Raw genomic sequence first — 17,837 nt, 5'->3', positions numbered from 1 at the left:
GTGGAAAGAGGGTCAAAAAGAACCCTCCTCCATTACCTTAGTCAATGTGGAAAAATCAGCACCATAGATTTCTTCATACACCCATTCATAGCCATTTTGTCCCAAATTAAGGAATTTATCAGGTAAAATTTTTCCGAAAGCAACTTCAACTTCTTTAAATTTCTTTTTCTTTTTAACTTTACGATAGCCTTGAGTAAACAAAATCTTTGCTCTTAGTGCTTCAAAAGAGTAACCACGACCAACATGGTTCATTGTCTTAATTAAACGGTTCAAGGACTCAGTATAGGCATTTGTAATCGGAGAATTGAAATAGTTGAATATCTCTTCTTCCCAATTATTCGTTGACTTAATCGGTCTTCAAAATGCGTCATTAATTCTTTAGGAACATTTGAAAGCCATTTTTGATAGAGTTTATAGGCTTCATCAATTGATTCAGCCTCATAGATATCAAAGAATTGCTCTTTAAGTTCGTACGCTTGACCAAGTAACGGGAACTTATCAGTCCATACTTGCAACTTTATTTGGTTATCGAAGTCGTTAAGGTCTTTTCGTCTTGTAAGAAGTACATAACGATCTCTCATGAGTTGTCTACGTTCTTGGGCCGACACATTCTGACGGTTAGCTTTTCGGATTTTCTCTAAGGCTTCATTGGCTAATTTAACAACGTGGAATTTGTCAATTACAATTTTGGCATTCGGTATCACTGTATTAACAGCACTTTTATAAGGATTCCACATATCCATTGCTACAAGTTCAATTTTATCAATGTCTTGTAGCTTTGAAAGATAACTGATAACAGTATCTTTATTTCGTTTTCGTAAAATGTCAATTACAGACTTGTTTTCAACATCTGTGATGACACAACGATAGTTTTTGAGTAAATGGTCTTCATCAATACCAAGCCATTTGGGAGTTCTAAAATCTGTTTGAGCTTCAAGCTCAGCTACATAATCATTAAAGATGTTTCGTACAGTCTTTTCATCAACGCCTATCTCGTCTGCAACACTGGTGAATGTCTTTTCAAGACTGGTTTCTTGAATCCAATTTATAAGTCTATTAGTAACAGAACGTTTGACATCCATATCTGGTAAATCTTCAAAAAATGTTTCATTGCATTCACGGCACTTATAACGCTGCCGTTTGATAATTAACCCTACACGTTTGGTGTGCATCGGTAGATCAAAGAAGAGTTGTTCCTTTTTACCATGTTTGTATAGTTTAGGAATTTCCCCACATTGAGGACAATGTGATGGAGATGGTGTAGTAGACTCTACTAGGAATCTATAATCATATTCACTCTCTTTCATATCAAGAATCTTTAAGTTTGGTAGGTTAATCATATTTGTTAGCATTTTTACTTTCCTTTCAGGATACTTCTTTTTTCCTATATGATAGAAAGAAATTCAAAAAGAGCTGTCGAAACAGCCCTTTGATTTCGTAAAAATCATATCTTTGGTCAAACCAGGTGTAAGGGAATCAAACATTTTAAAAAAAGGATACCATTTTTATTTGTATTATTTGGTATTGGTTCTATTTAAGATTTGCCAAATAACTAGCTGCTACTTTGTTTAGAAAATAAGTGAAACCCACTTGCCATTGCTCAAGCATATTTCTATGAAAGTCGTCAACGATGAAATACTCTGTCTGATTTAGAAAGTCTTGCGGCGTTGATGGATGATCTTTTTTTTCTAAAAAGGATAAATGTTCTTTTACACGATCCAAAACTTTTGAATCATTTGGAGAGAAACCTTCTTGTAAGAACCGAATCATATCTTCATTAAATGACTGTGCTTCCATGGCAGAGTCGTTCATTGATTCTACATCAATCGTCTGATTCAAGAAGTCAAAATCATATTCTTTTTTCAAATGTTCGTTTTGGTCTTTTAAGGCTTCTTGCCATTCGTCTTCAGTTTCAAAACCTTTAAACATGGTTTCCATATCTAAATCGACTCCTTCTTTGACATTTTTAATAGATGAATTGATTGTCTTGATCAGTACTTTAAATCGTTCAACTTTTTGTTCTAACAAACATTTTTGCTGTATCAACGTATCCTCCCTGTCTATTTCGCTATCTAATAATTTTTTAATTTCCTTGAGAGGAAAATCCAATTCTTTGTAAAAAAGTATTTGCTGTAATCGTTCTAAATCTTTTTTGCCGTATAAACGATAGCCGGCTTCTGTCGTTTGCTCTGGAATCAAAAGACTTATTTTGTGATAATGGTGTAATGTCTTTACTGTGGTATGAGCTAGTTTTGCAACTTCATGAACGGTATACATTTCTTCTCCTCCTTTCAATGCTCTTTATACTAAAGTATCCTCTAAGGTAAGAGTCAACCATATATTTCACTTTTTTCTTTGAACATCATACGTGAATTTACAAAAGACAACAGCCGTAACAAGACATGAAACAATCAGTAAATAGTAGTTAATTGCGGGCGAATGGTTGAAAGTAGATTGTGATGCTCTAACTACCCAGTCAACTGGATTTATTTTTGATAGGATACTTATCCACTTTGGTAATAAATTGCTTGGCATAAAGGCAGAAGACAAGAAAATCAACGGGAAAGAGAAAAACTGCATAACTGTGATCATTGTTGAGTGCTTTTTGGTTAGAACAGCAATTCCAATTGAAACGGATCCGATTAGACACGAAAATAATGCTGGTGTGACAAGAAAAAGAATTGGTGAAACGATTCCTGTTGGCAGTCTGAATCCCATAAAATAGCCAATAACCACTAACAAAGTAGATTGGATCAATTGAAAAGTAAAAATGTAGACCAAATCACCAATGATGAAAACCAGATTATTCTTTGGAGCGACTAAATATCGGTTAAATATTCCTTCTCTCATATCATCTAACGTGCTCATTCCTAGATATATTCCACCAAATAAAGCATTCATGACCAGAATTCCCGGTAAAATATATGATGCATAATTGGATACTTCAAACCCACCGACGGATGAAATACTTGAAAATATCGTGCCAAACAGCACCAAGAAAATCAATGGCTGGAACATTGAAATAATAATTCCTATAGGATTTTCAATTAGCGGAGTCAGTCTCTTTTTTGCTAATAACAAAACGAATACTATGTTATTCATAGTTCTGCCCCTTTCTCATTAAAGTTTGCTAAATAAACGTCATTTAAAGTTGCCTGTTTCAGTTCACTAAATTCAATTTCGACATTACTTTGAATTAAGTACCTCAATAATTTAGACAAAATTTGTTGTCCCTGACTCGTCATAATTGTTAATGCTGCTGGTTTTATTTCGTGACGGACGACCTCTTTCAAATCAGAAATATATTCTTCGATTTTATGAAAGTTGGACAAATCTATTTTTCGATAGTGAATTTCAATTTGATCAGCCGCAAGTTTATTGATCAGTTCTCTTGGCGTCCCAATATCAAGTATCTTTCCTTTGTTGATCAATGCAATTTCGGTCGCTAGGTGATTCAGTTCCTCTAAATAGTGTGTTGTTACAAAAATTGTCGTTCCTTCAACTTGAGAAATTTTCGAAACAATTTGCCACAAGGTAGTCCTTGACTCTGGGTCTAATCCAGCTGTAGGTTCATCCAGTAAAAGAACTTCAGGTTTATGAAGCAAACTTATCGCAATATCCAATTTTCTTTTCATTCCACCTGAGTAAGTACCAACCAAATCGTTGGATACCTGGAACAAATCAAATTCCTTTAACAAGTGTTCTCCTCGTTCCATTATTTTTGAAGTGCTCATGCCATACATTTTTCCTGCAATCAATATGTTTTCCCAAGCTGTTCCTGTCGAAAATATAGTTGTTTGTTGGAATGTGACTCCAATTTTTTTTCGAACCTCATTCACCTCTGAAACAACGTCTAAATCCGAAATTTTGACAGTACCCTCATTTGGCAAGGATAAAGTAGCTAATATACTCGTCAAAGTAGATTTTCCTGCACCATTTGGACCAATTAGTCCGAAGATAGAACCTTTTTTCACTTTAAGAGACACATTATTTAATGCTGCCTTTTTGCCAAATGTTTTGCTAACAGCGTTTAAAACTATTTCATAATGGTCATACATATTGTTCCCTCCTTCATTTCTTATAAAAGGAACTATAAACTATCCTCTTAGAGGAGAGTCAACCATCAAATATTCTTTGTATAAAAGGTTGAGTTGGGATGAATTTAATGAGGCAGGAAAAAGGAGAATAGAATTTCATATATTCAGATTTTATCTATACTAACCACGCACATGGTAAAAAAGTCCAAGTGAAAACTTGGACGTAGTTCTTTCCGTATTAATAAATTAATACAGTTATGATTCGATAATAAAAGGCTTTAAAATGTAAACACACAATTATCCGATTTATAGTGCTTTGAACATTAATATAATTTTTAGGGTTTTCAACACTATAATCCGAATACCCTAAAATAATTGATGAAGAAGAATGCAACAATATGTTAAAGTAAAAAATCAGCTCATAATGGTCAAGATGGTGTGCTTACTGAATAAGTGGCACACCTCCTATATTATATTCATGTTTTATAATTGAGGGCGAATCAAATGTGAGAGAGGGTGTCAGGTCCATAGCGGGCGCATATTGTTTAGGAACGGTTTAACGTATACATGTGGAATAATAATTGGTATTTTAAGAATTGTGATTTCCTTAACTACCCTTGCAGTTTGGTTTAGGTGCATTTCTTTACAATATATATTACTGCAACTTGTATTCTTGTTTTAGAAGGGTTAAAATTGATTTACTATTAACCGAAAGGAATGATGGGTGGACAATGGATAACTGACCTAATTTTTCACATTTGAAATTGTATATTTCAGGTTAGAAAACTTAGGATTAGTCTGCCCGTTTTTCTATATACTAAATAACTATGATGCTGATTGACTAAAAGGCTAAATAGCTTTATTTGAGTGCGAAAAAATGCGATATGACTGATCCTTCCAAAATTATTTGGGAGGATTTTTTATTCTCCCTGAATCAAAATAAAGAGAGAAGGAATCGAATTGTTAAAACAAAGACAACTAATAGCAAAGGTTAAGGAACTTGTCGAGTTAGATGAACGAATATCTGCGTGTATGATGTATGGCTCTTTTACAAAGGGAGAAGGGGATCAATATTCTGATATAGAATATTATGTATTTCTAAAAAATGATGCGATTTCCACCTTTGATTCAGCAAAATGGTTAGGTGAAGTAGCTCCCTACATTTTACTCTACCTAAATGAGTACGGCACAGAAGTAGTAATTTTTGAAAATCTAATACGTGGTGAATTTCATTTCCTCTCTGAAAACGAAATGAATATTATTCCTTCGTTCAAAGAATCAGGCTACATTCCTGACACAAAAGCAATGTATATTTAAGATGAGACAGGGCAACTAGAACTGTATTTATCAGAGTTGGAAGGTCCGGGTCCAAATAGACTCATAGAAGAAAACGTTAATTTTTTATTGAATAATTTTTCTAACCAATGGTTAATGTTCTCAAAAGAGGCGAGTACGCACGCTCACTGGAAATTTTGGGTCATCGGAATATATAGTGGAATTTCTTTTCTAATGGCCCTGTTAATTTTTAATGTTGATAATTACATAAAAAATAGAGGAAAACTAAATGAATAGGGTTTCCTCTATTTGAACTATGGGGTAGCGTAGTTGAATAATGTTCAACAAGGAGTATCTTAAAATTTATAGTACCAAAAAATCGCCATTTCATTTGCTGTTGGAAAGTTGGAATAGAGCATAGTATCAACTGCACCTATTACAAATTGATTTTTGGCATAAAAATGACAAGCTGAAACATTAATATCTTGTGTTTCAAGTACAAGACCACAAAAGTTATTCTCCTTTGCCCAATCAATAGCTTTATTTAATAATGCTGTTCCTACACCGTTTTTTCTGTATTCTTTTGTAACAGCAATGTCCTCAATTAATGCATATCCATTCCAATTAGAACGAATCTTTATTCGACCAATACAAGTGTTTTCAACGTAATTTAAAAAAACGACTTTATCTTCTTCTTCAATATAGCTAATGTCAATTTCATCATCTTCGTATTTCTTAAAATAAGGTTCGGAAAACTTTTCCACTGTGTATTTCCAAACCTTGTTTTTAAATGTAGGTATGATTCTTCCAGAAACTAAGAAGCTCTCGTTTGGTTTACTATAATCCTTCATATTAAACTGATCCATTTTAATAATCATATCAATCTCTCCATTCAGACCAAATATAAATTATAACTTATGTTATGTTGCCAGTTTCACTTCATCCTACTTTAGATAATCTGGCTGTTGAAGAGGATTAAAGATTGAACTTTGAAAGTCGTAAACTGTCATATGTGTCCTTCATTTGAAATACAAATGATGTTAATAGAAATTCTTTTATATACTGTTTCGTGCTTTCATTACTGCGACTATCAACAAATAAGAACCAAGCAAGGTAATGATCAAGATATTTCGTAGCCACGCCTTTAAAACGGTCTATCCATTGTTTCAAACGAGAATGGAGACCGTTGACATTTTGGATGTGGTACAAGCCCTTAATAACGTATTTGCCGTCATTTGATTTAATACGATAATGCTCTAAACCCTTTTCTTTTGCATAGGTTTTGTAAGCCCTCCAAGCATCCGTTACAATCACGTTTTCATTAGATAGTTTAGAGCCAATTAAATTATCGACTTTTGTTTTTACAATACGCCCCATACAAGCAACTTTAGAGACGGTTGATTTTGTTCGGTCTCTGGCAACGGGAACACAAACTTGTTCGTGGCTTATTCCCCGATGTTTAGACTTTCCGCCACGTTTACGAGGTTTACGTTCTGTTATATCCCGTTGCCCCTTTTGAGAGTATAGGAAATAGGTCTCGTCAACTTCAACGATACCTTCAAATTGTTCAAAATCCAATTGTTTTAAAGCACTCAATAGTTTATGTCTCCAATAAAAAAGCGTAACCCAAGTAACCCCTACGATTTCGGCAGATTTTCTTAGGGAATACCCTTTAAACATACAATCAACAAATGCAATCCATTCATTGCCTTTTCGTGTTCGGTAAAGAACAGTATTGGTTGTGTCTGTGAATGTCTTACTGCAACCCTTGCAACGATAACGTTGGCGACCATTATTTTTTCCAAACCTAACGATATGTTCAGATGTACAGTGAGGGCATTCAAATCCTTCATTGAAACGAGTTTCTCGCATTTCATTAATTAGACGACCACCGACAGACGAAGAAGGTTCAACATAGCGTTTAACCCATTGAAAAATACGTTCTTTTTCTGTGTGTGACAAACTATCGATATGTTTTAGTAGATTATTGAACGCTTTACTCAACCGTCTCACCTCTCCGAATGTACGTTCTTACGGTAATTATACTAAGTTTTCAGAGAGTTATCAAATATCAACAATAACCTTTAACAGAGCCTTTCTAATAGTTAAATAACAATCAGTATATAAATCGGATTATTTGGTGGTAATAGATCAAATAATAGTTTTATTAAGTCATCAATCTAATTTGATTGATACGTTGTCAAGAATGTAGAGATTTGCGTGAGTTTATCTTTTTTAAGAATTTAATTCTTGGTAAAAGTGTATATAGTTCATCAGTTCTGCAATTCCTTTTAATTGAAGAAATAGTTGATTGTTCAGATTTTCCAATGCTAACTGAAAGGAACGTTCAATTTTATCATATTTTTGTGTGTCTAAGTCGTTTAATAATTTCTTCATATTTTCTATATAATAAACGGTTTTTCTCAAACTGCTTATGATCAGTATTTTTCGTAGTTCAGGTATCGAATATATTCTATAACCGTTTTCATTATTTCTTTCTGAATTGACTAACCCTTCATTTTCCCAATGGCGGATCGCTGAAGTATTTACTCCCGCTATTTTTGCAGCCTCTCCAATACTCATACATTCATTTAATTTTACATTTTTATATTGAGTAAATTCAGCATTTTGAATCATAGTTAGAATTTCTTCCACTCGCTGTTTCTCCACTTGTATTTGGAATTGCTGTTCATTCACTAACCAAAGGGCTTCCTCAAACCTTGAACTTTTAATCATTCTCATAACTTCATAAACAACGGGTATATCATATCCTTTTAACAAGGCTCTAATGGTAGTAAAAGCTTGGAAGTGAAAAGATTTATAAAAACGGTGATTACTATTCGTTCTTGGTACAACTGGAATGAGGTCTTGCTCCTCATATCTTCTCAAAGTTGTTGTACTAACATTTAAGGCGTTTGCAATTTGTTTAGGGGTATATGTCTCCATTTAATTACTCCTTATTAAAGTAAAACCTTCAAGTGCTACAATAACATATTTTAAATAAAATCCCAATATATAAAGGAAGAAAGACGGAAAACCGAAATATTGCATGAATGTTATATGATATATAGTAGAAACAATTTAGGAGTGATAAATATGGAGAAGAACATAAAACTTATGGATGAATCAGAATTAAAGGTTGGTTTAGTTGGAAATCCCGACTCTCCAACAATCATGCTTCCAGTTGCTAAAGAATCTGTATTCGGACAAGAAGCTGAAAACTTAAAATTGTGGGGAGTAGACCCCGAGTTAGGAAAACATTTTATTGAGGGACTGATGGACAAGTTTCAGATTCTATTTTTCGACTACGAAAGACACCGTTTGCAACATCCGAACCCTGAGAATCTAACACCTGAAAATTTAGTAATAGATTTGTTAACAATTGCCGATGAAATGAACGTTAATAAGTTTAGCTATTACGGATATTCTTGGTTAGCTTTAGTTGGATTACAATTAGCCATTCGAACGGATAGATTAGAAAGCTTAATCATGGGTGGTTTTCCACCAATAGATGGTCCATATAAAGAAATGATGGTGGTAACAAATAAAACATACGAGCAAGCTTTGTATAATCAAAATTCTCCTGTTATTAAGGAACATGATCATATTAATCCAGAAAAGATTGATTGGGATAACATACAGGTAAAGATTGACACGAATCAAACTAAACAATTCGTTACAATGTACAAAAATTTGATGGAATTTGATGATCGTGAAATCCAGCATAAATTAGCTATTCCAAGATTGGCGTTTGCCGGGGAAAAAGACACTATTGTTTATGGAGAAAACTTTGGCAGTGTAACAGTAGATATTATCGGTATACTTCAAAAAAATAAACAAGAGTTAGAACACTTTGGATGGGATATAGAAATCATAAAAGGAAATGATATGGATCACACCAAAGCTATGCAGCCTGTAACGGTGCTGTCATTGATAAAGCACTGGTTGATTAAAAGTTTGAATATAACTCGTTAAATATAGTAATCCGATACGCTAATCTCACAGAATCGCAAAGGATGAACAACTTGACAGACCTATTATTCCTCCCAGACCTTAGAGCAATAGAATCGCCGCAAGAAAATGAAACTGACATGATGTTTAAAGTGGAAGCAATCGAACCACCTGAACGGTGTCCTGAATGCGGTTTTGACAAACTGTACAGACATGGTTCAAGAAAGCAACTAATTATGGACTTGCCCATTCGTTTAAAGCGAGTGGGTTTACAATTAAATCGAAGAAAATATAAGTGTCGAAAATGTGATTCTACCTTTTGGGAACACCTTATATCTTTAGCTAAAACAGCGTAGCATGACTAGGAGACTGATAGAGTCAATTGAAGAACAGTCCTTGTCTAAAACTTTTGTGGAAGTAGCTGAAAACGTTGGGGTAGACGAAAAGACCGTTAGAAATGTCTTTAAGGATCATGTGGCATTCAAAGAACGAGAATACCAATTTGAGACTCCTAAATGGCTTGGGATTGATGAAATACACATTATCCGTAAACCTCGTCTTGTACTGACCAATATTGAGCGTAAAACTATCTTTGATATCAAGGATAATCGTAATAAAGAAACGGTTATACAACGCCTTATAGAGATATATGATAGGCATCATATTGAATACGTCACAATGGACATGTGGAAGCCATACAAAGATGCAGTTAATACTGTCTTACCAGAAGCTAAGGTAGTCGTAGATAAGTTTCATGTAGTTCGAATGGCTAATCAAGCCTTAGATAGCGTCAGAAAGTCCCTGAAAGACAAAATGACCCCAAAAGAAAGACGTAGTCTTATGCGTGAGAGATATATTCTTCTCAAACGCATACATGACTTAAACGAACGAGACGTATTCCTTTTAGAGACTTGGTTAGGTAATATTCCCGACCTAAAAGAAGCCCATGAACTCAAAGAAGAGTTTTACTGGGTATGGGACACAAATGACTCTGACGAAGGTAGAGAGCGTTATAAGTATTGGAGACAACGTTGTATATCCAGTAACTCTAAAGATGCTTATAAAGACCTTGTGAGAGCCGTAGACAACTGGCAGGATGAAATCTTCAACTATTTTGATAAGAAACTTACTAACGCTTATACTGAGTCCATAAACAGCATTATTAGGCAAGTAGAACGAATGGGTAGAGGTTACTCGTTTGAAGCCTTACGAGCAAAGAGTCTGTTTAATGAGAAGCTCCATCAAAAACGTAAGCCACGATTTAATTCGAGTGCTTTTAGCAAGGCTATGTTATACGATACTTACAACTGGAATGAAGTGATAGACCATCACACAACAGGCAACTACGGTGTCGATTTTTCCACACTTATTAAGAAATTGGAGAAGGGTAACTTATAGGCCCTTTTCCACCATAAAATCCGAATACCCGAAATTTTATCACAATTTCAAAAAAATATACTACAACTCATTCGGATAGTGGAAGAAAACGCCGATAATTGGCTCAATATGACCAAAAATCTCGAAAAAGAAATCAGTCCTAAAAACTATGAAAAGTTTAGGACGATTACTGCCCGCTTAGTGCAATCAGAATTATACGATGCGTACAAAAATTCTTTGCTTTTCGTTATGGAACTGCGTAAACTTATTGAAAAGCGATATCGATTAACCGTTAGCGATGATTTTTAGAGAAACTGTTACATTATATGAACGAATAGTATAGTCCCCTATTGTTCAAGGGTTACGTTAACACAATAAGAAAAAAATCTTTTATAAAAGATCTTCAGCAATCGGGCGCTTTTGCTGAATAACGAAATCCCAATTCCCCTTAATACATAGGCTATGTTAAATCATATTGTTGATATTTGAATTATACAAACATTTGTTCTATAATAGAGACATCATTTTGGTGCGGGGTGATTTCACCTATGGAATTGAAGGACTTGAAGAAGTACGCTGACGCTTTGGACGATAACGGCAAGCAAGAACTCATTTACTTTTTGCAGTCTCGAACTAAGGAGATGAAGGCTCCAGTACGTGTGATTGATGAAATCCAGGAGCAGAAGCATAAAGATGGGCTTGTCTGTCCGCATTGTGCGGTTTGATAAATACGTTATTAAAACTCGCACAGGTGAAATCAATCGGCAACGTTACCGCTGTAAATCCTGCAGTCAAACGTTCAATGACCTTACGAATACTCCCCTTCAACGTACCAGAAGACCTCACCTTTGGGTTCGATTCATCGAATGTATGATTGAAGGGTTCCCGCTCAGGAAGTGTGCTGAAATATTAAACGATGAGATTTCTTATGTTACCCTATTTTACTGGCGACATAAGATCCTCTCTTCTCTAAAGCAGATTCCAATAGAATCGTTCCAGGGTATTGTAGAAATGGACGAAACCTATTTTCTTTACTCTGAGAAGGGAAAACGGGGTATTACAGAACGTAAGCCTCGTAAAAGAGGTGGTAAAGCCAAATATCGTGGCATCAGTAACGATCAAATATGCGTACTGGTGGCTCGTGACCGTCAGAAGATGACATACTCTGGCGTTCTTGGGCGTGGGCGAATTCGCACATCAAAATTAGATGAGGTTATTAGTGATCATTTATCTGAATCTAACGTGCTATGTACTGATTCCTGGCGGGCTTTCAGCTCGTATGCAAGAAAAAAGGGATTAGACCATTATCGATTTAAGTCTGACGGGAAACAGCGTGTAAAAGGTGTGTACCACATTCAGAATGTCAACAACTACCATAGCCGGTTAAAACGTTGGATCGACCGTTTTAATGAAGTTGCAACCAAGTATTTGCAACATTATTTAGCTTGGTTCCGTTACTTAGACAGCAAGGAGTACGAGAACACAATGTCGAATAAGAAAAGTATGCTCGTGACTTCATGTCTTTTCACGGTAAATTTCACGAATGTCGGTCTTCGTCAATGTGATGTGGCTATATAGAAGCCCTATTTTAAATGCTACAAAAGAAAACGGCTAGAACGGAGGATTACTGGATTGAGAAGTGAACAAGAAATGATGAATATCCTTATAGACTTTGCTAAAAATGATAATAGAATTCGATTGGTAACTTTGGAAGGTTCACGTACAAACAAAAACATTTCACCTGATGCATTCCAAGATTATGACATTTCTTACTTTGTAACAGATATTGATTCTTTCAAGGAGAATGATCAATGGCTTCGAGTTTTTGGGAATCGTGTTATGATGCAAAAACCCGAGGATATGGAGCTTTTTCCGCCAGAAATAGGTAATTGGTTTTCATATTTAATGCTTTTTGAGGATGGAACTAAAGTAGATCTAACACTTATTCCCATTAACGAGGTGGAAGATTATTTTTCCAATAGCGACGGTTTAGTTGAGGTGTTGCTCGATAAAGATACTCTTAGCAAAAATGAAGTGATCGCAACTGATCGTCAATATTGGATTAAAAAGCCAACTGCAAGAGAATTTGATGATTGTTGTAATGAGTTCTGGATGGTTTCAACTTACGTCGTAAAAGGATTAGCGAGAAAAGAAATACTTTTTGCTATTGATCATTTAAACGAGATTGCAAGACCTAATTTATTGAGAATGATGGCTTGGAAAATTGGATCAGAGCAAGGATACACCTTCAGCGTAGGGAAGAACTATAAATTTATAAATCGTTACCTCCCAAATGAAGATTGGGAAAAACTCCTATTAACTTATTCTGAGGATGGGTATCAGAAAATGTGGAAGTCTTTATTAATTTGTTATGAGTTATTTAGAAAATATTCAAAAGCTGTATCAGAAAGTCTCGGATATAAGTATCCAGATTACGATGAAGCCATTACTAAGTATACGGATCATGTTTATACTTCATTAACGTGAACTACTAAGTAAATTACCGCCTTATTGTAGGCGGTTTTCTTTTGAAACAAAAATCAACAACAAGAATTAACATAGCCAATACATAAAGGGGAATTTGGGATTTTTATATGCTTAACGTTGTAAATTCGCATTTTCCTGACGCTACCCCTAGACTTGGAAAAATATCCGGCAGTTTATTTTCAGTCAGGCTTGTTGAAATGGTTAGATAAAACTGATGGCGCATTGCTCAAAATAATTTATGTAATATTCTTAGGATTTGGAACTGGTATATTTCTCGATAGTGAAATATGTATGGGCGCTTGAAAGTGGGTTAAGGGCAGGATGGTTACATGAAGTGGGACGCGGAAGCATGATTGGTATGTCATAAGCTGTGCGATTCTGTATTAAAGAATTTTTAGCAAACCAAAGTAGACTAATAAGAACTGGGTAAACTTGAGTAAACCGTAATTGAGTATAGTCTACTCAGTAGACTAATTTTAATGCCCGAAACAAGTAAGATAAAATCTTAAATATTGTTTAGGTTAAGACAAAAGGGATTTACATGTTCTTACGCGAAATTATTAAATTGAATAAAAAAATCATACCCCCGACCAATACCCATTAAATGTTCCTGCGATTAAACATTTTGATAAAATTACGCTAAATAAAAACGTGACTTTCTTTGTTGGAGAAAATGGTTCTGGTATTTCGTCCGTGAGTTCCCATAGATGTTCGCTTGGGGTACTCAGGGCATTGAAGGACTTGATTTCTAACAATTGATGCCCTGAGCAAGCAGGTTTTAACAGCAACGGTAAAGAAAAGCCATTGAAGACGGTGTTACATGAAAAAGGGTATGGTCCGTTCGATGAATAAATAAAGAAGGAGCTAGGATGTTGCTTAAGAATATATTCGGAGCCGGTGCCCCGTTTACTGACCTTAAATGTGAATATAAACAGGTTCCATTAAAGCGTAAAGGTGACATCAATTACGAAGTCCAATGGCGAACTGCTGATATCGAGAAAGACGGACATAAGGTAATGTCATCATGCAGCTTGTCGATCAAATGGGAATCCTATTTAGACTGGGATCATGTCAACCGTTCGGAGCGTTTTCATCAAAAGTTTGGTTTCGAGTGTGAACTTGATCATGAAGCTCAGAGCGGCAGGATAACTTGGATCAATCAGGCACTAGGGGCTATACGCGAAGAGTTAATAAAATTGAATTATTTAGAGGATGTTGGAAATGAAGGCTTATGAGAGGGATTTTACTGTTTTAACGGCTGAAGAGAAAAATGAATATGCAAGAATATTAGAAAAAGAGAAAGTCGACAAACTTGGGCATTTAGATATAAGAGTAAATTTATTCAGAGAATATCCCAAAGCAGCGAGACATTATTTAAGCCTATTCCCTAACAATTATCTTGATATTGTTGAGTTGGAGAATGAAGATAATGTCAAGTCTGTCTTGACCCAATTTTTAAAGAAGCTAGATGACGGTTCAATATCCGATGAACGTGACATTGCAAGATTTATCAAAGAAGCTGAAGCATATTATATCATTGGCTCGGTATTAAATTATTATGATTTTGGACATCACGAGGCGTGCATATTCCCGGAATTTCAACTGAGTTCAACCTACAAAGCAGACTATTTGTTGGTTGGTCGTAATTCGGACGGATATTCTTTTTTATTCGTCGAGCTTGAACATCCGGTAAAGCAGATTACGTTGGCAGATGGTGAACTTGGTAATGCTTTTAGGAAAGGTATCAAGCAAGTTAAAGATTGGAGAAACTGGCTCAATGGGAATTTCTCAACGTTTACAAGTACTATAAAAGACTATAAACATCCAGATAAGCAGCTACCGGATGAGTTTTACTCTTTTGATCCTACTCGCTGTCACTATGTTGTAGTTGCTGGCAGAAGAGAAGATTTAAATGACACTACGCGTAGAATAAGACGAGAGCATCTTGAAGAGCAAAAGATCAGACTTCTTCATTATGACAATATTATTGACAGTACATTTGAAGTAATTAGAAAAAAGAACTTCTGAATATTATCAATAAAAAGGCATTATAAGACTTGTCTATCGAGTTTTATATTGCCTTTAATTATTTTCAATACGTTTCCTTCAATTATTTGGTACAAGGATCTTAATCCAATGGTGCTTTTGAGTAGAGCATGTTCAATGCTGGTAATTGCAGGGATAGGATGACTTTTGTCGAATTGTAAGAGAGGGATTTAGGCTATTATATTAATCTGAAAGTGTATCATTTCTTTTGAAAGGAATCGTCATAATGCTGATAATGTATAGTCCTCGAAGAAGTTCTGGGTTTATGATTTCCGGAGTGTCATACAAGAACCAGGACTACCCTAAAATAAAGTACAATGCTAAAAAGCTACTCTTGGCTCGAGGGAATATGAAGGCAGCTGAGTACTTGGATAAGATTCCTTTTCGAATTTGCGATGCGCTCAGTAATGGTTTTGATGTCGAACTTTATGTCTTAAGTGCAGATGTTCCTTTGGAACTTTATGAGGAATTAAGGATAAATGCAGACAAAACTGAATTTGAAAGAATTGCAGAAGTAATTTCAGAAATCGGACTATATATTAGTTATATTGGAGTAGAGCTAGAACTAAGCTCTCCTGATTATGACAGTCGAGACAATGGGTTAAGAGAGAGGCATATCAGCAAATTGGTATATGGCTATATCGGGGTATCTGGGGGCTATTTAGGGGATTTTTCATATCGCACTCACCATCAGTTTTATTTGGACTTAGATTTGGATATAAATCCGAATAACCTTCCGGGGACTACCAGGGAAAGGTTTATGCAAATATTAAGGACGAGTCCGCCAGGCGTACAGGCTGAGATTCTAAAAGGGGTATTGGATCGCTACCCAGTAGGCTCGTCTGATATTAGAACTCAAGAAAAATTTAATGAAATAATTGGTTGGGTTAATGAGCTTTTATCGAAGGGGGCAGTATCCTTACCTACTTTACAGATCTCCAGTGTCATTGTTTCGACTGCTCTAGCTGATGCTTCTGAGCTTATATCTTCAAGAGGTGCTGTAAGCGGAGTAGACAGGATGCATACTGCCTTACACGGTTATCTTAGAGCAGTATGCTTGCAAGCCGGAATTGAAGTAAACCGAGATGCAAGCGTGACAGAATTATTTAAAGTGGTTCGTGAGCATCACCCTGCATTACAGGATTTAGGAGCACGGAGCGAAGATATAATAAAAGTTCTTCGCGCCCTTTCCACAGTAATCGATGCTTTAAATCCGATAAGGAATCGCGCATCGGTTGCCCACCCTAACGAGGAATTACTTGATGAGCCGGAAGCTGTATTAGTGATAAATGCAATTCGAACCTTACTACAATATGTCGATTCTAAGATTAATAATGAAAGGTAAATGTTATGCTTACAGAAAACGATGTAATTGCAGCGGTTTGTAACAAGCTCGAAAATATGAACTTTGAGATCCGGCAAAGACTACATACTTCAGAGCAAGGTATCGATATTATAGCTGTTAAGGGCAACTTCACATTAATGATTGAAGCTAAAGGAGAGACGAGTGCTCTAGGGACATCAAGTCGTTACGGTAAACCGTTTAATCGGAATCAGATTAAGAACCATGTCGGTAAAGCCTTATTAGCGGCTTCCAAGTTAATATCCAGTTACCGAGACTCAGTTGGATATGGTGTCGCTATTGCCTTACCTGATAATTATGGTCATCGTAAGATAATCGGAGAGATTGAGTACGCTTTGAAAAAGCTAGGAGTATACGTCTTTTGGGTTAAAGACCCAGATACAGTCGAATTCAAGTTGAATTAAAACATGCATGGAGGAACGGAATGAAACGTCCTTTATTTCGAGCACTAACAGTAGGAATAATATTTGTCATCACTTATTATGCAATTCAAGTATTTAGAGGTATATATCTTACCTACAAATACGTGCCGGACATTATTGAATCGTATGACTCAGTTAATTATCTGCAGCACAAGGTTTCGTTTGGCGTTTCAGTAGATTCCATGAGAGTTTTAATCGAGATACTAGGGTTATTGTTGCTTGGCGCGTCAATTTATTTTGGTGTAAGACGGATCAGGAGAAATAAATATGATACGTTAAGATGATGGTGAGATGACGAGAACATGGGCAAATATCGATACTCCGCTTAAACGTACACTTGGATCATGATATATGCCCTTATGTATTGGAAATGAAGCAAAGGACGGAACAAGGATGGAAGAAGCAACAAGGGACTGGCGGTTGGATACAACAGTTCCGGTCGAAAGAAAAAGCTTTGGAAGTTTACGATATGGGCAAGATGGAGTTAATTGAATGTGGTTACCGCAAATAGTGCCGTGAACGAAGTAGCTATAAAAACGGGAGTGTAGGGACTCGTCTACCGAGTTTCTATACTCCCGTTTCTTTTTAATGTAGAGAGTAAATTTTAAATGGGCAGATTGTTTCCTTCCTTGTCATTATATTTTTGTTCCGTTGGTTAAGCACTTCGGGTACTCGATCCCAAAATTCCAGAACTAGTTTTTGCCAAGTTCCGCTAGATTTAGGGAACGTCCTTTTTTTTCATATTTACGAATACCCCATATTCTCTAAGATTTTTAGAAGGATTAATGTCGTATTTCGTAGAATTCATTTAGTATAGGACTATATACTCAAAGATCCGTTCTATGACATCATGCTGTCAGTACATCGTATTAAAATAAA

At 35.6% G+C, this 17,837-nt stretch carries 15 protein-coding genes and 4 pseudogenes; 11 read left to right on the top strand and 8 right to left on the bottom strand.

Annotation, left to right across the window (positions count from 1 at the left end):
* Positions 1-12: 12 nt before the first annotated feature.
* The 5 genes from NSQ99_RS01285 to NSQ99_RS01265 all read right to left on the bottom strand — a co-directional run bounded on the left by NSQ99_RS01285 (position 13) and on the right by NSQ99_RS01265 (position 4,058).
* Positions 13-297 carry a transposase gene (locus NSQ99_RS01285; protein WP_340838709.1) on the bottom strand — a complete coding sequence of 95 codons (285 nt, stop codon included), beginning with the start codon at positions 295-297 and terminating at the stop codon, positions 13-15.
* Positions 270-1,340 (bottom strand): ISL3 family transposase, encoded by a 1,071-nt coding sequence (locus NSQ99_RS01280; RefSeq protein WP_340834494.1) that lies wholly within the window; start codon positions 1,338-1,340, stop codon positions 270-272. The genes NSQ99_RS01285 and NSQ99_RS01280 overlap by 28 nt, the downstream gene beginning before the upstream one ends.
* Positions 1,341-1,530: 190 nt before the next feature.
* Positions 1,531-2,277, bottom strand: coding sequence for a MerR family transcriptional regulator (locus NSQ99_RS01275; protein ID WP_340834492.1), 747 nt, complete (start codon positions 2,275-2,277; stop codon positions 1,531-1,533).
* 66 nt (positions 2,278-2,343) lie between these two features.
* A complete protein-coding gene (locus tag NSQ99_RS01270) occupies positions 2,344-3,102 on the bottom strand; it encodes an ABC transporter permease (protein WP_340834491.1) in 759 nt (252 codons plus the stop codon).
* Positions 3,099-4,058 carry an ABC transporter ATP-binding protein gene (locus tag NSQ99_RS01265; protein WP_340834489.1) on the bottom strand — a complete coding sequence of 320 codons (960 nt, stop codon included), beginning with the start codon at positions 4,056-4,058 and terminating at the stop codon, positions 3,099-3,101. Before NSQ99_RS01265 ends, NSQ99_RS01270 begins: the two co-directional genes overlap by 4 nt.
* 939 nt (positions 4,059-4,997) lie before the next feature.
* Between NSQ99_RS01265 and NSQ99_RS01260 the strand changes: the two are divergent.
* Positions 4,998-5,512 (top strand): annotated as a pseudogene (locus NSQ99_RS01260) (nucleotidyltransferase); the annotation flags it as partial.
* A gap of 156 nt (positions 5,513-5,668) precedes the next feature.
* On the opposite strand, the gene satA reads toward NSQ99_RS01260, so the two are convergent.
* The 3 genes from satA to NSQ99_RS01245 form a co-directional block, all read right to left on the bottom strand.
* On the bottom strand, positions 5,669-6,190 hold the full coding sequence (gene satA / locus NSQ99_RS01255) for a streptothricin N-acetyltransferase SatA (RefSeq protein WP_340834487.1): 522 nt from the start codon (positions 6,188-6,190) through the stop codon (positions 5,669-5,671).
* Positions 6,191-6,287: 97 nt separating this feature from the next.
* Positions 6,288-7,316 carry an IS1595 family transposase gene (locus tag NSQ99_RS01250; protein WP_340834485.1) on the bottom strand — a complete coding sequence of 343 codons (1,029 nt, stop codon included), beginning with the start codon at positions 7,314-7,316 and terminating at the stop codon, positions 6,288-6,290.
* Positions 7,317-7,547: 231 nt separating this feature from the next.
* Entirely contained in the window at positions 7,548-8,258 is a 711-nt protein-coding gene (locus NSQ99_RS01245) for a MerR family DNA-binding transcriptional regulator (RefSeq protein WP_340834484.1), read from the bottom strand.
* A gap of 150 nt (positions 8,259-8,408) precedes the next feature.
* Here NSQ99_RS01245 and NSQ99_RS01240 point away from each other — a divergent pair, with 150 nt between their 5' ends.
* The 10 genes and pseudogenes from NSQ99_RS01240 (at position 8,409) to NSQ99_RS01195 (ending at position 17,242) form a co-directional block, all read left to right on the top strand.
* On the top strand, positions 8,409-9,287 hold the full coding sequence (locus tag NSQ99_RS01240) for an alpha/beta fold hydrolase (RefSeq protein ID WP_340834482.1): 879 nt from the start codon (positions 8,409-8,411) through the stop codon (positions 9,285-9,287).
* Positions 9,288-9,337: 50 nt separating this feature from the next.
* A pseudogene (locus NSQ99_RS01235) lies at positions 9,338-10,661 on the top strand (ISL3 family transposase).
* A 30-nt stretch (positions 10,662-10,691) separates the two neighbouring features.
* Positions 10,692-10,978 (top strand): annotated as a pseudogene (locus tag NSQ99_RS01230) (nucleotidyltransferase); the annotation flags it as partial.
* Between the two features lie 210 nt (positions 10,979-11,188).
* Positions 11,189-12,218: pseudogene (locus NSQ99_RS01225) on the top strand (IS1595 family transposase).
* Positions 12,219-12,272: 54 nt separating this feature from the next.
* The gene (ant(6), locus tag NSQ99_RS01220; protein ID WP_340834481.1) at positions 12,273-13,127 is read left to right on the top strand and encodes an aminoglycoside 6-adenylyltransferase; all 855 of its coding nucleotides are present in this window, start codon (positions 12,273-12,275) and stop codon (positions 13,125-13,127) included.
* A gap of 869 nt (positions 13,128-13,996) precedes the next feature.
* On the top strand, positions 13,997-14,362 hold the full coding sequence (locus NSQ99_RS01215; RefSeq protein WP_340834480.1) for a hypothetical protein: 366 nt from the start codon (positions 13,997-13,999) through the stop codon (positions 14,360-14,362).
* Positions 14,349-15,155, top strand: a complete 807-nt coding sequence (locus NSQ99_RS01210; RefSeq protein WP_340834478.1) for a Shedu anti-phage system protein SduA domain-containing protein — start codon at positions 14,349-14,351, stop codon at positions 15,153-15,155. The genes NSQ99_RS01215 and NSQ99_RS01210 overlap by 14 nt, the downstream gene beginning before the upstream one ends.
* A 367-nt stretch (positions 15,156-15,522) precedes the next feature.
* Positions 15,523-16,518: an abortive infection family protein gene (locus NSQ99_RS01205; protein WP_340834476.1), complete on the top strand. Its 996-nt coding sequence runs from the start codon at positions 15,523-15,525 to the stop codon at positions 16,516-16,518.
* A gap of 5 nt (positions 16,519-16,523) precedes the next feature.
* Positions 16,524-16,940 carry a hypothetical protein gene (locus NSQ99_RS01200; RefSeq protein WP_340834474.1) on the top strand — a complete coding sequence of 139 codons (417 nt, stop codon included), beginning with the start codon at positions 16,524-16,526 and terminating at the stop codon, positions 16,938-16,940.
* Between the two features lie 20 nt (positions 16,941-16,960).
* On the top strand, positions 16,961-17,242 hold the full coding sequence (locus tag NSQ99_RS01195; protein WP_340834473.1) for a hypothetical protein: 282 nt from the start codon (positions 16,961-16,963) through the stop codon (positions 17,240-17,242).
* Positions 17,243-17,837: the final 595 nt, after the last annotated feature.

This window comes from Paenibacillus sp. FSL W7-1287, assembly GCF_038004245.1.
Classification (GTDB): Bacteria; Bacillota; Bacilli; order Paenibacillales; family Paenibacillaceae; genus Pristimantibacillus; species Pristimantibacillus camelliae.
This window is presented reverse-complemented; position numbering and strand designations above follow the sequence as displayed.